The organism is Streptomyces sp. HmicA12 (genome assembly GCF_000373565.1).
Classification (GTDB): Bacteria; Actinomycetota; Actinomycetes; order Streptomycetales; family Streptomycetaceae; genus Streptomyces.
In genome coordinates this window covers 76,115-91,511 of sequence record NZ_KB891813.1, presented here as the reverse complement: position 1 = coordinate 91,511, position 15,397 = coordinate 76,115, and the positions used below count along the sequence as shown (strand labels likewise).

13 protein-coding genes are annotated in these 15,397 nt (G+C 70.5%); 3 read left to right on the top strand and 10 right to left on the bottom strand.

The features are described from left to right. Positions 1-32: 32 nt before the first annotated feature. From B072_RS0123340 to B072_RS0123330, 3 genes are read left to right on the top strand one after another with little or no spacing between them, the layout of a single operon-like run. Entirely contained in the window at positions 33-1,106 is a 1,074-nt protein-coding gene (locus B072_RS0123340) for a hypothetical protein (RefSeq protein ID WP_018532401.1), read from the top strand. After that, positions 1,103-1,756: an acetate uptake transporter gene (locus B072_RS0123335; protein ID WP_018532400.1), complete on the top strand. Its 654-nt coding sequence runs from the start codon at positions 1,103-1,105 to the stop codon at positions 1,754-1,756. The genes B072_RS0123340 and B072_RS0123335 overlap by 4 nt, the downstream gene beginning before the upstream one ends. 4 nt (positions 1,757-1,760) lie before the next feature. After that, positions 1,761-2,912 (top strand): AAA family ATPase, encoded by a 1,152-nt coding sequence (locus B072_RS0123330; RefSeq protein WP_018532399.1) that lies wholly within the window; start codon positions 1,761-1,763, stop codon positions 2,910-2,912. Between the two features lie 44 nt (positions 2,913-2,956). On the opposite strand, the gene adhE is transcribed toward B072_RS0123330, so the two are convergent. The 10 genes from adhE to B072_RS0123280 all read right to left on the bottom strand — a co-directional run bounded on the left by adhE (position 2,957) and on the right by B072_RS0123280 (position 15,354). Then, positions 2,957-5,575, bottom strand: a complete 2,619-nt coding sequence (gene adhE, locus B072_RS0123325) for a bifunctional acetaldehyde-CoA/alcohol dehydrogenase (RefSeq protein ID WP_018532398.1) — start codon at positions 5,573-5,575, stop codon at positions 2,957-2,959. 255 nt (positions 5,576-5,830) lie between these two features. Next, positions 5,831-6,913, bottom strand: a complete 1,083-nt coding sequence (locus tag B072_RS0123320; RefSeq protein ID WP_018532397.1) for a S1 family peptidase — start codon at positions 6,911-6,913, stop codon at positions 5,831-5,833. Between the two features lie 231 nt (positions 6,914-7,144). Beyond that, a complete protein-coding gene (locus B072_RS0123315; RefSeq protein ID WP_018532396.1) occupies positions 7,145-8,038 on the bottom strand; it encodes a slipin family protein in 894 nt (297 codons plus the stop codon). A gap of 204 nt (positions 8,039-8,242) precedes the next feature. Then, the gene (locus tag B072_RS0123310; protein WP_018532395.1) at positions 8,243-9,145 is read right to left on the bottom strand and encodes a S1 family peptidase; all 903 of its coding nucleotides are present in this window, start codon (positions 9,143-9,145) and stop codon (positions 8,243-8,245) included. Positions 9,146-9,400: 255 nt separating this feature from the next. Then, entirely contained in the window at positions 9,401-10,159 is a 759-nt protein-coding gene (locus B072_RS0123305; RefSeq protein ID WP_018532394.1) for a DUF1684 domain-containing protein, read from the bottom strand. Then, a complete protein-coding gene (locus B072_RS0123300) occupies positions 10,156-11,484 on the bottom strand; it encodes an LLM class flavin-dependent oxidoreductase (RefSeq protein WP_018532393.1) in 1,329 nt (442 codons plus the stop codon). The genes B072_RS0123305 and B072_RS0123300 overlap by 4 nt, the downstream gene beginning before the upstream one ends. Continuing rightward, positions 11,481-12,533 (bottom strand): LLM class flavin-dependent oxidoreductase, encoded by a 1,053-nt coding sequence (locus B072_RS0123295; RefSeq protein WP_018532392.1) that lies wholly within the window; start codon positions 12,531-12,533, stop codon positions 11,481-11,483. Before B072_RS0123295 ends, B072_RS0123300 begins: the two co-directional genes overlap by 4 nt. Positions 12,534-12,671: 138 nt before the next feature. After that, on the bottom strand, positions 12,672-13,643 hold the full coding sequence (locus B072_RS0123290; RefSeq protein ID WP_018532391.1) for an ABC transporter substrate-binding protein: 972 nt from the start codon (positions 13,641-13,643) through the stop codon (positions 12,672-12,674). Positions 13,644-13,687: 44 nt separating this feature from the next. Further along, entirely contained in the window at positions 13,688-14,470 is a 783-nt protein-coding gene (locus B072_RS0123285; RefSeq protein ID WP_018532390.1) for an amino acid ABC transporter ATP-binding protein, read from the bottom strand. Beyond that, positions 14,467-15,354: an amino acid ABC transporter permease gene (locus B072_RS0123280; RefSeq protein ID WP_018532389.1), complete on the bottom strand. Its 888-nt coding sequence runs from the start codon at positions 15,352-15,354 to the stop codon at positions 14,467-14,469. The genes B072_RS0123285 and B072_RS0123280 overlap by 4 nt, the downstream gene beginning before the upstream one ends. Positions 15,355-15,397 lie beyond the last annotated feature (43 nt).

The window sequence follows — 15,397 nt, the reverse complement described above, 5'->3', positions numbered from 1 at the left end:
CATCGGCCCGGGGCCCGCCGGACGGTGGGGACATGAAATTCGCCGATGGATTCGCCCGTGAGTTCAAGGACGCCGTCACTCCCAGAGCCGCGCTGCTCGTCATCGGCGTGCTCGCCCTGCAGCTGCTGTTCATCGCCTCGTACGTGGGGGCGCTGCACAACCCGAAGCCGAAGGACGTGCCGTTCGGCGTGGTCGCGCCGGCGCCCGCGGCCGCGCGCCAGGCCGAGCAGCAGCTGTCGAAACTGCCGGGGTCCCCGCTGGACCCGCGGGTGGTCGCCGACGAGCGGACGGCGCGGCAGCAGATCATGGACCGGAAGATCGACGGCGCCCTCGTCCTGAACCCCCAGGGCACCACGGACACCCTGCTCGTCGCGTCCGGCGGCGGCACCGTCCTCGCGTCCGCCCTGGAGACCCTCGCCACCGAGGTCGACGGCGCGCAGCAGCGCACGGTGAAGACGGTCGACGTGGCCCCCGCCTCGCCCCAGGACTTCGACGGGCTCTCCGCGTTCTACCTGGTCGTCGGCTGGTGCGTGGGTGGATACCTCTGTGCCTCGATCATGTCGATCAGCGCCGGGTCCAAGCCCGCGAGCCCGCAGCGCGCGCTGATCCGGCTCGGCGCGATGGCGCTGGTCGCGATCGCGGGCGGCCTCGGCGGCTCGCTCATCATCGGCGACTCGATCCTGGGCGCGCTTCCCGGCTCCTTCTGGGCCCTGACCGGACTGGGCGCGCTCGTCACCTTCGCGGTCGGCGCGATCACCCTGGCCCTGGAGGAGCTGACCGGCGTCGTCGGCATCGGCCTGGCCGTGCTCCTCATCGTCGTCGCGGGCAACCCGAGCGCGGGCGGCGCCTTCCCGTTGCCGATGCTGCCGCCGTTCTGGCAGGCGATCGGGCCCTGGCTGCCGCCGGGCGCGGGCACCTGGGCGGCGCGTTCGATCGCGTACTTCGACGGCAACGACGTCACGAAGTCGCTGCTGGTCCTGTCGGCGTGGGCGGTGGCCGGTGTCGCGGTGACGCTGCTGGTGTCGTCCCTGCGCGAGAAGAAGCGCGGCGGCGGCACGCACCGCAGGCGCGAGGGCGGGGCCTCGCACGTCGGGGTGGCGTCATGAACCTTCCGCACCGCTCGGGCCCGGCCGCCCAGGCCAGCTCGGTCAAGCGCATGGAACCGACGGCTCAGGCCCAGCTCGGCCCGCTGGGCCTGACGGGCTTCATCGTCGTCACGATGATCGCCACCGGCATCGACGCGGGGATCTTCCCGGAGCGGCTGGCGGCGGCCGACGTCCCCGTGGTCGGCTTCTTCATCGGCGGCCTCGCCCAGCTCCTGGCCGGCCTGTTCCAGGCGCAGCGCGGCGACACCTGGCACGCCACCGTCTTCGGCGGCTTCGGCCTGTTCTGGATGGCGAAGGCGCTGATGCTGCTGTGGGTGCTGCCGTCCCTCGATCCCTCGCTGCGCGGCGACGCGATGGGCCTGTTCACGCTTCCCTGGGTCTTCGTCGTCTTCGTCCTGTGGCTGGCGAGCTGGCGCATCCATCTGGTCCTGCTGCTCACCTTCAGCTGCGTCCTGGTCGTCTTCATCGCGATGACCTGCAACGGCTTCACGGGCCTGGTCGGCTGGAACCGGGTCGCGGGCTGGTCCGGCCTGGCCGCCACGGCCGGGGCGCTGTATCTGCTCGCCGGGCAGGTGATGGCGTCGACGTGGGGCCGCCCGGTGCTGCCGATGGGCCGCTTCCTGGCCCCGCCGGAACCCGCGGAGGCGTGACCCGGTGATCACCACGCTGGCCGTCGAGAACTACCGCTCGCTGCGCCGCCTGGTCGTCCCGCTCGACCGGCTGAACGTGATCACCGGCGCGAACGGCACCGGCAAGTCCAGCCTGTACCGGGCGCTGCGGCTGCTGGCCGCGTCGGCGCGCGGCGGCGCCGTCCGGGCGCTGGCCCAGGAGGGCGGCCTGCCCTCGGTGCTCTGGGCGGGCGAGCGCGACACGGGACCGGTCGGCCTCCGGCTCGGCTTCGCGGGCGACGAGTTCGGCTACGCGGTCGACTTCGGGATGCCCCCGTCCAGCGGCGCGGGGCCGGGCGGCGCCGCCTCCATGTTCGCCCTCGACCCGGAGATCAAGCGCGAGTCCACCTGGGCGGGCCCGGTGCTGCGCCCCGCCGCCCTGCTCTGCGACCGCGCGGGCCCCTCCGTGCGCACCCGCACGGCCGACGGCGGCTGGCACCGCACCCAGGGCCTGCGCCTGTACGACAGCATGCTCAGCGAGGTGGCCGATCCTCAACTGGCCCCGGATCTGCTGCGGTTGAGGGAGCTGATCCGGTCGTGGCGGTTCTACGACCATGTCCGCACCGACGCCGATGCGCCCGCCCGCGCGGCTCGCATCGGGACCCGCACCCCGGTCCTCGCACACGACGGCTCCGACCTGGCCGCCGCGCTGCAGACCATCTACGAGATCGGGGACGACGCGGCGCTCGACGCGGCCGTCGCGGACGCGTTCCCCGGCAGCCGGGTGCGGATCGTCGACAGCGCGGGCGGCCGGTTCGAGATCCAGCTCACGCAGCGCGGCCTGAAGCGCCCGCTGGGCCCCGCCGAGCTCTCCGACGGCACCCTGCGCTATCTGCTGTGGACGGCCGCGCTGCTCACCCCGCGCCCGCCCGGACTCCTCGTCCTGAACGAGCCCGAGACCAGTCTGCACCCCGAACTCCTCGCCCCACTTGCCCACTTGGTGCTCGCCGCCGCGAACGCGTCGCAGGTCGTCGTGGTCACCCACGCCCGGCCGCTGGCCGACGCCCTGGCACGCGGCGCGCCCCGCCACCGGGTCGACGTGAACTCCATCGAACTGATCAAGGAGTCCGGCCGGACGACGGTGGCGGGGCGCGAGGGACTGCTGGACGAACCGCTCTGGTACTGGCCCAAACGCTGAGCCCCGGCGAGGCCTTACGCGGCCTTACGCGGCCTTACTCGGTCTTACTCGGCGGCGTTCCCGTAGTACGCCTGCCGCATCAGCCGCTGCATGTCGTCGATCATCGGCATCCGCGGGTTGGCGGGCGCGCACTGGTCGGCGTAGGCGTTCATGGCCTGCTGCGGCAGGGCCTCCAGGAAGGCGGTCTCGTCGACGCCCTCGGCCTGGAACGAGGCGGGGATCCCGCAGCGGTCCCGCAGCTCCTCGACCGCCTTCGCGTACGACTCCACGCCTTCCTGCGGGGTGGCGGCCGGCAGGCCCAGCATCTTCGCGATCTCCTGGATCCGCTCGGGCGCCCGGTACGTCTCGGCCTTCGGCCACGGGGTCGCCTTGTGGGACACCGTGCCGTTGTGCCGGATGACGTGCGGCAGGAGCAGCGCGTTGGTGCGGCCGTGCGCGACGTGGAAGGTGTTGCCGAGCGTGTGGGCCATGGCGTGCACCAGCCCGAGGAAGGCGTTGGCGAAGGCCATGCCCGCGATCGTCGACGCGTTGTGCATCTTCTCGCGCGCCTCGGGGGCCTTGGCGCCCTGCGTCACACACGCCTCCAGGTTCTCGAAGATGAGCCTGATGGCCTGGAGGCACTGGCCGTCGGTGAAGTCGTTCGCGTAGACGGAGACGTAGGCCTCGGTGGCGTGGGTCAGCGCGTCGAAGCCGGAGTCGGCCGTCACGGCCGGCGGCAGGTTCATCGGCAGCATCGGGTCGATGATCGCCACGTTCGGGGTGAGCGCGTAGTCGGCGAGGGGGTACTTCTGCGCGGCGGCCGGGTCGGAGATGACGGCGAACGGGGTGACCTCCGAGCCCGTGCCCGACGTCGTCGGGATCGCGACGAGCTTCGCCTTCTCCCCCAGCTGCGGGAACTTGTAGGCCCTCTTGCGGATGTCGAAGAACTTCTCCTTCGTGTCCGCGAACTCGATCTCCGGGTGCTCGTACATCAGCCACATGATCTTCGCGGCGTCCATCGGCGAACCGCCGCCGAGCGCGACGATCGTGTCGGGGCCGAACTCCCGCATCGCGGCCGCGCCCGCCTGCACGGTGGCCAACTCCGGGTTCGGCTCGACGTTGTCGATCACCTGCAGAGTGACGGGCTGCGGGCGGGAGTTGAGGATGTCGGTGACCTTCCGGACGAAGCCGATGGCGCCCATCGTCTTGTCCGTGACCAGCGTGACCCGGTGCACGCCCGCCATCTCGCCGAGGTACTTCACCGCGTTGCGCTCGAAGTAGATCTTCGGCGGGATCTTGTACCACTGCATGTTGGTGTTGCGCCGCCCGATCCGCTTGATGTTGACGAGGTTGACCGCCGAGACGTTGTTGGAGACGGAGTTGTGGCCGTAGGAGCCGCAGCCCAGGGTCAGTGAGGGGAGGAAGGCGTTGTAGACGTCGCCGATGCCGCCGAAGGTCGAGGGCGAGTTGACGATGACGCGGATCGCCTTGACCCGGCGCCCGAACTCCTCGGCGAGCTCCTCGCTCTCGGTGTGGATGGCGGCGGAGTGTCCGAGGCCGTTGAACTCGACCATCTGGGCGGCCAGTCGGAGCCCGTGCTCGGTGTCGCTCGCCTTCAGCGCGGCGAGGATCGGGGAGAGCTTCTCGCGGGTGAGCGGCTCGCCGGGGCCGACCTCGGCGCACTCGGCGACGAGGATCGAGGTGTCGGCCGGGACCTCGAATCCGGCCTGCTCGGCGATCCAGGTCGCCGGCTTGCCGACGACGGAGGCGTTGAGCTTCGCGCCCGCGCAGTCGCTCCCGTACGCGGTCGTCCCGAAGACGAACTCCTCCAGCTTGGTCTTCTCGGCGGCCGTCAGGACGTGGGCCTGCAGGCGCTTCAGCTCGGCGATGCCGTCCTCGTAGATCTCCGTGTCGAGGATGACGGCCTGCTCGGAGGCGCAGATCATGCCGTTGTCGAAGGCCTTGGACAGGACGATGTCGTGGATGGCGCGGCCCAGCTTCGCGTCCTTCGCGACGTACGCGGGGACGTTGCCCGCGCCGACGCCGAGGGCGGGCTTGCCGCACGAGTAGGCGGCCTTGACCATGGCGTTGCCGCCGGTGGCGAGGATGGTGGAGACGCCCTCGTGGTTCATGAGGAAGCCGGTGGCCTCCATGGAGGGCCGCTCGATCCACTGCACGCAGTTCTCGGGGGCGCCGGCCTCGATGGCGGCGTCGCGCACGATCCGGGCGGCCTCGGCCGAGCAGTTCTGGGCGCTGGGGTGGAAGGCGAAGACGATCGGGTTACGGGTCTTCAGGGCGATCAGCGCCTTGAAGATCGTGGTCGAGGTGGGGTTGGTGACCGGGGTCATCGCGCAGACGACGCCGACCGGCTCGGCGATCTCGGTGATGCCGTTGATCTCGTCCCGGGAGATCACGCCGGCGGTCTTCAGGCCGCGCATCGAGTTCACGACGTGCTCGCACGCGAAGAGGTTCTTGACCGCCTTGTCCTCGAACAGGCCGCGCCCGGTCTCCTCGACCGCGGCCTTGGCCAGTTCCCCGTGGTGGCCGAGCGCCGCGAGCGACGCCTTCTTGACGATGTGGTCGACCTGCTCCTGGTCGTAGGTCTCGAACCGCGCGAGCGCCTTCAGCGCCCCCTCGACCAGTTCGTCGACCATGCCCTTGGCTTCCGCACCCTTGGTGTCCACGGCAGGACTCCCTTTTTCGCACCCTTTTCGCTGATGCCTCAATTCCACACCTCCAGGCGTCTCCCGGCGGGCTGAAAAGGGCCTCAACCCTGGGGAACAAAGTCCCTGCGATCGTCGACCAGTACCTCCGAAACACCCTCCCGCCTGCAAGAACGTGGCGGGACCAAAGCCCCTTGCACCTTTGTGAAAGTTTTCACAAGAATTCCTGAAAAAGTCCCGCCCCCGCGAAACGGGGGCGGGACCCAAAGGCTGGAGTCAGCCGATTTCCGCGCCGAACGTGGACAGCGCTTCCGTGACCGGCTGGAAGAACGTCTCGCCGCCGGAGGTGCAGTCGCCGCTGCCGCCGGAGGTGAGACCGATCGCCGTGTCGCCGGAGAAGAGCGAGCCGCCGCTGTCGCCGGGCTCGGCGCAGACGTCGGTCTGGATCAGGCCGTTGACGATGTCGCCGTTGCCGTAGTTCACGGTGGCGTCGAGTCCGGTGACCGAACCGTCGTGGACCTGGGTGGTGGAGCCGGAGCGCGTGACCTGCATACCGACGGTCGCGTCACCGGCCTGGGTGATCTGCTGGGCGGAGCCGTTGTAGAGGTTCACCTCGCTGGGGTGCGGGACGTCCGCCGTGTACTTCACCAGACCGAAGTCGTTGTCCGGGAAGCTGGACTGCTCGTTGGCGCCGATCTCCTGGCCGCTGGAGTCGGACCAGGTGGAGATCGCCTCGGTGCAGTGGCCCGCCGTGATGAAGTACGGCTGTCCGTCCTTGACCACGTTGAAGCCGAGGGAACAGCGGCCACCGCCGCCGGAGATGGCGTCGCCGCCCGCGACGAAGGGCTTGAACTCACCCTGGGTGCGCTGGAGTTCGGCCTTGGCGCCGAGCCCGTCGACGACCTGGTTCAACTTCTGCCAGTCGGCGCCCTTGACCGTGCGGTCGGCGGTGACGACGACCTTGTTGGTGGCGGGGTCGGTGGCCCAGGAGGTCCCCGGGATCGTCGCGTCGCTCTTCAGGGTCGTACGGGCGCTCTTCAGCGCGGCCAGGGAGTTCTGTACGACTCTGGCCCGCGCGCCGGCCGCCTCGACGGCCTGCGCCACGTCCTCGCTCAGCACGTTGACGACCAGGTGCTTCGCCTTGGCGTCGTAGTAGCTGCCGGCCGTGTCCGCGCCGAGGTCCTTGTGCAGGGCCGAGGCGAGATTTCCGGCCTTCGCGACGGAGAGGTTCTTCAGCGCCACGTCCGGGGTCTCGGTGCTGGCGTTCGCAGTCTGGAAGGTGATGCCCGCGGCGACCAGAGCGGTGATCCCGGCTCCGACCACGGCGACACGCCGCTTGGGTATGCGTCGGTGCTTCAACTCACGTCCTCCTGTGGGGGGTAGGGAAACGGCCCGATGTGGGGGTGGACCGCATCCGTGAGGCTGACGCGCCCACTATCCCGACCGTCACAGGGGGCACACAAGGTCGACTTCAGGACGTGCGTGCGGCAACTCCGCCACGCCCCTCACCCCTTGAGCGCCGGGGCGCCGCCCCACGTCGATCCCATTGGCAAACACTCCGCGCGCGCGTCGTGCGCCAGAGGGTAAGGACTAGTCCTGTCCGGTAATCGCCGCTGTGGACGGCCGGTCCGCCCGGGGCGCGGAGCCGTCGTCGGCGGCCGGGGCCTCCTTGTCCAGCTCCGTCAGCTGCTGCACGGCCGCCTTCGCGGCGTGCGCCGCGTCCCCCGGGGTCGCCCGCTCCAGGAACCGCAGCAACTCCACGGGGAACGGCAGCACCAGCGTCGAGTTCTTCTCCGCCGCGACGGCCACCACGGTCTGCAGCAGGCGGAGTTGCAGCGCGGCCGGAGTGGCCTCCATCTGCTGCGCCGCCTCCGCGAGCTTTCTGGACGCCTGCAGCTCGGCGTCCGCGTTGATGACGCGGGCCCGCCGCTCGCGGTCGGCCTCGGCCTGCCGTGCCATCGACCGCTTCATGGTCTCGGGCAGCGACACGTCCTTGATCTCGACCCGGTCGATCTGCACGCCCCACCCGATGGCGGGGCTGTCGATCATCAACTCGAGTCCCTGGTTGAGCTTTTCGCGATTGGACAGCAGGTCGTCGAGATCGCTCTTGCCGATGATCGAGCGCAGTGACGTCTGCGCCATCTGCGAGACGGCGAACCGGTAGTCCTCCACCTGGACCACGGCCTCGGCCGCGTCGACCACCTTGAAGTAGATGACGGCGTCCACCCGCACCGTGACGTTGTCGCGCGTGATGCCGTCCTGCGCGGGCACCGGCATCGTCACGATCTGCATGTTGACCTTACGGATCCGGTCCACGAACGGCACGATCATCGTGAACCCGGGCCCGCGCACCGCCGACCTCAGCCGGCCGAGCCGGAACACCACCCCGCGCTCGTACTGTTTGACGACACGGGCCGCCGCCATCCCGTAGACCGCTCCGGCGCAGAAGACGGCGACTCCCGCCGCCACCAGTTCCTCGACCATCTCACGGCCCCCCAGGGTCCGAAGTGGGCGCAACAGGCGCGTGGTTCAGGCGCGTGCTTCGACGGTAACGCCACGAGGGACACAAGGGGAGAGCCCCCGCCCGGTGCAATACCGGACAGGGGCTCCCGCTGCTGGCTGCGGTTCACGAACGTACAAGGACGTGCGTTGGACGTACATGACACACATGGGGCATGAGCGCGGGGCTCAGTACACGTGCACCCCGTACGCGCTGAGCGCCTCGGTGACCGGCTGGAAGAAGGTCGTGCCACCGGACGTGCAGTCGCCGCTGCCGCCGGAGGTGAGGCCGTACGCGGTGGAACCGCCGTAGAGCGGGCCGCCGGAGTCGCCGGGCTCGGCACAGACCGTGGTGCGGATCAGGCCGGAGACGATGTCGCCGCCGCCGTAGTTCACGGTGGCGTTCAGCGCGGTGACGCTGCCGCTGTGAATGCCGGTGGTGGAGCCGCGCCGGGTGACCGTGGTGCCCACGGACGGCGTGGCGGCACGCGTGATGTCCACGCTGCCGACGGTGCCGGACTTGGTCACCGTGCTGTTGGTGTACTTGACGATCCCGTAGTCGTTCCCCGGGAAGCTGGACCCCGAGGTGGTGCCGAGGGTCGTGGTGTGCCCGGAGTTGGACCACCAGGTGCCCGCACCGTCGGTGCAGTGCCCGGCCGTCAGGAAGTAGTAGTTCCCGCTGTTGTCCTGGACGTTGAAACCCAGCGAGCAGCGCCAGCTACTCGCATAGATGGCGTCGCCGCCGGAGATGTAGCGCTGGAAGGTGCCGGACGTGCGCTCGATCTTGAGCGCTCCCGCGGTGCTGCCGGCCTCCTTCTTGATCTTGTTGATCTCGGCCTGCGAGACCGTGCTGTCGACGGTGAGAAGAACCTGCTTGGTCTTCGCGTCGACGGACCACGCGGTGCCGGCGACGTCGGCGCTGCGCACCGCGTCACTGGTCCGCGTGAGCTGGGTGGCACTGAACGTCTGGGTCTCCGCGGCGTGTGCGGAGGGGACGGCGAACGCTGCCGCGGCCAGGAAACCGGAACCTGCGGCGATCAGCCGAGTCCGTCTCGCTATGCCGCTGCGGGGGGTGGTGCGCTTGATCCTCACTGCTCGTTCCTCCCGAGGGGAAGTCGGGGGCCCGCGTGGGGTCGGGGCCCGTGAGGCGCGGTCAGGGACGAGGAGTGGTCCGGATTCCGGACACGCCGTGACCCTGACAAGCGCTGTTCGGGAGTATTCGGGCTCTCAACTACGCGGCACAAGAGCGCCTTTCGGACTTCCGCCAGATCTCCCCATACACGACGGCATGCCCCGACGGCTTCGTGGCTACGGTGCGTACGCCGCCGGGGCTGGACCGGTACGGAGTCAGACGGACGGGGCCGTCGCCAGGTTCCGCTCCCCCGCCTCGACGCCCACGGTCAGCGTGTTGCCAGGGGGCGGGAACGGGCAGACGAAGTGGTCGGCGAAGGCGCACGGCGGCAGCGTCGCCCGGTTGAGATCGACGGTGGTGCGGCCCTCGGCGTCGGGCGCCTGCGGGTACAGAAAGCGGAACCGGTAGCTGCTCCGCCCGCTGGTGGCGTCGGCGAACACGGCCCACAGCCGGCCGTCGGGCTGCTGCGCGACCTGCAGCGTGTGCTCCTGTCCGGCGAGCGTGAAGGCCAGTTCGCCGGCGAGCCCCAGCGCGCGCTTCCTGCCGTCGGCGTTCTCGACGCGGATGTCCGTGTGTCCCCCCTCGTACGGGGTGAACCGGCCCTCCACCGACCAGTCCGGGTCGTACGGAGTGGCGTCGATGCCCACGAAGGCGGTGCGGGCGGGCGAGGCCGGATCGAAGTCCCGTACGCCCCACAGCCCTTCGCGCACGATGACGACGAGCCGCCGCTCGCCGAGGGTGACGGTCGCGTCGGCGCCGAGCCGTGTCTCCTCGCCGTCCAGGGTGCGCACGACGGTGTCCCCGTCCACCCGCCAGGTGCCGGGGATGGCCGGAAGTCGGCCGTCCGGATGGTCGTCGATCCAGTGCGTGCCGGTGAGCGAGAGCGGTCCGTAGGGCGCGGAGACGGACGCTGTCCGCTCCTCCTGCCACTGCTCGAAGGCGTCGGCGGCGGGGACGTCGGTCGCGTCGGTCATGCGGTGAGGGTCCTTTCAGGCGTGCGGAGTCCCAGGTGAGAGCGCAAAGTGGCGCCTTCGTATTCCGTGCGGAAGGCACCCCGCTCCTGGAGCAGCGGGACGACCCGGTCGACGAACTCGTCGAGGCCGCCGGGGGTCAGATGCGGTACGAGGATGAAGCCGTCGGCGGCGCGTCCCTGCACGAAGGCGTCGAGCTCGGCGGCGACCGCGTCGGGCGTCCCGATGAACGACTGCCGGCCGGTCGTCTCGATCACGGTCTGCCGGATGGACAGGCCCTTGGCGCGGGACAGGGCCCGCCACTTCTCGGCGATCTCCAGGACGTCGCCGCGCCGGGTCCGGCCCTGGGAGAGGTTGGACTCGGGCACCGGGTCGATGTCGGGCAGCGGCCCGTCCGGGTCGTACGAGGAGAGGTCGACGCCCCACACCTGCTCCAGGGTGAGCAGCGCGGTCTGCGCGGAGACCTGCTGGCGCCGGATCCCGGCGGCCTTCTCCTGGGCCTCGGCGGCGGTGTCGCCGAGCACGACGGTGACCCCGGGCATGATCTTGAGGTCGTCCTCGTCGCGTCCGTACCGGGCGAGCCGCGCCTTCACGTCGGCGTAGAAGGCCTGCCCGGCCTCCAGGGTGCCGTGCCGGGTGCTGTGTCTTCCCGGGGGACGACCCCCGGACCCCCAGCCGGCAAAGACCACGTCGGCGGTGGAGGCGGCGAACTCGCGGCCCTCGGCGGAGTCCCCTGCCTGGATGACGACGGGGTGCCCCTGCGGCGGGCGCGGCACGGTGAAGTCGCCCTCGACGCTGAAGTGCCGCCCGTGGTGGCGGAACGGGCGCTCGGTGCCCGCGTCCCACAACTCCCGTGCAAGGTCGACGAATTCGGCGGCTCGGGTGTAGCGGTCCGCGCGATCGAGGTAACCGCCGCGGCGGAAGTTCTCGCCGGTGAAGGCGTCGGAGGAGGTGACCACGTTCCAGGCGGCCCGGCCGCCGCTGAGGTGGTCGAGGGAGGCGAAGCGGCGGGCGATCTCGTACGGCTCGTTGAAGGTGGCGTTGACGGTGGCGGCGAGCCCGAGCCGTTCGGTGACGGCGGCCAGCGCGTTCAGCACGGTGAGCGACTCGGGGCGTCCGACGACGTCCAGGTCGTGGATGCGGCCCTTCTGCTCACGCAGCCGGAGCCCTTCGGCGAGGAAGAAGAAGTCGAACAGGCCGCGCTCCGCGGTGCGGGCCAGATGCTCGAAGGAGGAGAAGTCGATCTGGGACTTCGAGCGGGGATCGGCCCAGAGGGTGGTGTTGTTGACGCCCGGGAAATGGGCGGCGAGGTGGACGTTGCGGGTCATGATCGCTCCCCGACGGTGGCGTACTGGCTGACGGGCCGGGCGAGCCCCAGGTGCTCCCTGAGCGTGCTGCCCGGATAGAACGTGCGGAACAGGCCCCGGTGCTGGAGCAGCGGCACGGTGCCGTTGACCAGGCGTTCCAGGTCGCGGCGCGGGTCGAGCGGGGTGAGGTGGAAGCCGTCGGCGGCGCCCGAGCGGTACCAGGCGGCGATCAGGTCGGCGAGGTCGACGGGCCCGCCCCGGTAGACCGGCCCCTCGCCGGTCGGCAGCGGCCCGCCCCCGTGCCCGGGCTGGGCGGCGTACTCGCCGGCGCCGAGGTCGACGCGCAGGGCGGCGAGCACCCTCAGTCCGTCCGGGTCCCGGCCGTGCTCGGCGGCGCGGCGCCGCAACCCGGCGCGGGCGGCGGCGAGTTGGGCGGGGTCGGGGACGCCGACGAGCGCGACGTCGGCGTGCCGGGCCGCGACGTCGTACGCGTACGGCTGGGTGGCGTCCACGACGACGACGGGGTTGCCCTGCGGGGGCCGCGGCACGATGGACGGGCCGCGCACCGAGAAGGTCCGCCCCGCGAAGTCGACGTGGTGCAGCTTCTCCCGGTCGACGAACCGCCCGCTGTCGACGTCCCTGATCTCGGCGTCGTCCTCCCAGCTGTCCCACAACTTCCGTGCCACGTCGGCGACTTCACCGGCCTCGTGCCACAGGTCGGCGGGGGTCGCGGCGTCCCTGCGTCCGAACAGCCGCGCCTCGTCGTCGCTCGGGGACACGTCGGGCCGCCACCCGGCCCGCCCGCGGCTCACCCAGTCGAGGGTGGCGACGGCGGCCTGGACGTGGAACGGCTCGGTGTGGGTGGTGGTGACGGTGGGCACGAGCCCGATCCGGGAGGTCCGCGGGGCGAGCCGCGACAGCACGGCGAGCGCGTCGGGCCCGGGCGCGGCGAAGGTGTCGTGCAGGGTGACGAAGTCGAGCGCACCGTGCTCGGCGAGCCGGGCGAGCTCCAGATAGGGCGCGGGTTCATAGGTGTCGACGAGATCGACGGCAGCGGAAAGATGAAGCACGGGAGAACCTTTCGGCAGGGGGGAGGCTGGGGCGCCCCGTAGGGGGCGCGGGGCTGTATCGATATGCGGCTCCGTCGCGCGGGCGCGAGCAACCACGACGAGACCCGCGCCCGAAGGACGGCAAGTCGCGACCCCCACCTACGTCTTGGGCAACCCTTCAGGGTTGATCACGGACTTCGGCACGGCCTCGCTGGACAGCCCCCACCGCTTCAGCACCCGCGCGTACGACCCGTCCGAGATCACCTGGTTCAGCGCGGCGGCATACGCGTCGACGAGCCCGCTCCCCTTCTTGGTGGTCGCCGCGATCTCCCCCTGGATCTGGTCACCACCGCCCGAGATGGTGCCGATGATCCGCGACTGCCCGGCGGACGCGACGTGGTAGGCGGCGGCCGGACTCGGGCCCAGGTAGGCGTCGATGCGCCCGGACTGGAGCGCCAGGTAGTAGTCCGTGTCCTTCTGGAAGTACTTGATGGTGACGGGCCCCCGCCCCGCCTTCTCGTTCCGCTTGCTCCAGTCGACGAGGATCTTCTCCTGGTTCGTCCCCGAGGAGACGGCGATGGTCTTCCCCGCGACGTCCGCGGGTCCCTTGACCCGCCAGCTCGTGCCTTTCTTCGCCTCGAAGGCGATGTTGTCGAGCCGGTAGGTGGCGAAGTCGTACTTCTCCTTGCGTTCCTCGGTGACCGTCACGTTGGAGAAGACGGCGTCGAACTTCCCGCTGTCGAGGCCGACGAAGAGGTTCTCCCAACTCACCAGCTCCTGCTGGACCTTGAGCCCGAGCGTGTCGGCGACGAGGGTGGCGATGTCGATCTCGGAGCCGATCCGGGTCTTGTCGTCGGTCGCGAAGAAGCCGAGCGGTGGCGAGGCGTCGGCGCTGCCGCCGAGCCGCAGCGTGCCGCGCTTGCGGACGGCCGCCGGCAGCAGAGCGGCGATCTTGTCGACCTTCTTGCCGCGGATGCGGTTCTGGTCGGGCCCTATGTTGATGTTGCCGACCTTCTTGGTGCCGCCGCCGTTCGTAGTCGTGGCGGCGTCGCTGTCACCCCCGCAGGCGGCGAGCAGCGGGGCGAGGGCGAGTGCGGCGACGGAGGCGGTCAGGGTGCGGCGGGACAGCATGTGCGTACTCCTCGAAGTGATGATGGGGAAGGGATGCCGAGAGGTCAGAGGACCTTCGAGAGGAACGTGCGGGTGCGTTCCTCGCGCGGCGCGTCCAGTACGTCGCCGGGGGCGCCCTGCTCGACGATGCGGCCCTCGTCCATGAAGACGACCGTGTCGGCGACCTCGCGCGCGAAGCCGATCTCGTGCGTGACGACGATCATCGTGGTGCCCTGGTGCGCCAGGTCCCGGATGACGTCGAGGACCTCGCCGACCAGTTCGGGGTCGAGCGCGGACGTCGGCTCGTCGAACAGCAGCAGCTTGGGTTCCAGGGCGAGGGCCCGGGCGATGGCGACGCGCTGCTGCTGGCCGCCGGAGAGCCGGCGCGGGTAGGTGTCGGCCTTGTCGGCGAGCCCGACCCGGTCGAGCAGCTTCCGTGCCGCTTCGAGGACTTGGGCGCGGGGGCGCTTCAGCGCGGAGAGGGGCGCCTCGACGACGTTCTCCAGGACCGTGAGGTGCGGGAAGAGGTGGAAGTTCTGGAAGACGAAGCCGATGCGGGTGCGCTGCTTGAGGATCTCGCGCTCGCGCAGCTCGTACAGCTTGTCCCCGGAGCGCCGGTAGCCGACGAGGGAGCCGTCGACGCTGATCCAGCCGCTGTCGACCTTCTCCAGGTGGTTGATGGTGCGCAGCAGCGTCGACTTGCCGGAGCCGGACGGGCCGAGGACGACGGTGACCTCGCCGGCACGCACCTCCAGGTCGATGCCGCGCAGCACCTCCAGCGAGCCGAAGCTCTTGTGCACGGACTTGATGTCGACCATGGGGGCGGCGACGGGGGCGGGGGCGCTCATCGGGTGGCACCTTTCGCGAAGTGGCGCTCCACGTAGTGCTGGAGTACGGAGAGCGCGCTGGTCAGGAGGACGTACCAGGCGGTGGCGACCATCAGCAGGGGCACCACGCGGCCGTTGCGGCCGTAGATGACCTGCACCTGGTAGAAGAGCTCGCCGATCGCCATGACGGAGACGATCGAGGTGCCTTTGAAGAGGGAGATGACCTCGTTGGCGGCGTTGGGCAGGATCGACCGCATCGCCTGTGGCAGCACGATGCGGCGGATCTGCCGCAGGCGCGGGATGCCGAGGGCCGCGGCCGCCTCCAACTGGCCGCCGTCGACGGCGAGCACGCCGCCGCGCACGATCTCTGCGGCGTACGCGGCCTGGTGCAGGGCGAGCCCGAGCACGGCCGCGCTCATGGCGCCGACGAGCCCCATCGTGTCGAAGGCGAAGAAGCCGGGCCCGAAGGGGATCCCGAAGGTCAACTCCTTGTACAGATAAGCCAGGTTGAACCAGAACAGCAGCTGCACGATCAGCGGGATCGAGCGGAACGCCCAGATGTAGCCGAACGCCACCGTCCGCAGGAACCTGCTGCTCGACAGGCGCATGAAGGCGAGGACGATGCCGAGCGCGAAGCCGAGTGCCGTGCCGTAGAAGGTGAGCTGGAGCGTGGTCCAGACGGCCTTGAGGATGACGTCCGCCGTGAAGAACTCGGCGAACACCTCCCATTCCCAGCCGGAGTTGGTGGCCAGGCCGTGGACGAACTGGGCGAGCAGCACGGCGGTCGCGACGATGGCGATCCAGCGCCAGGGGTGGCGTACGGGGACGACCTTCAGGTGCGTGTAGTCGTCGTCCGGCACCGGGGTGACGGTTTTGTCGCGGGGTGGATCGCTGGTCAGAGACATACGGGTCCTCATGAGGGAAGGGCGACGGGGAGGTACGGGGCGG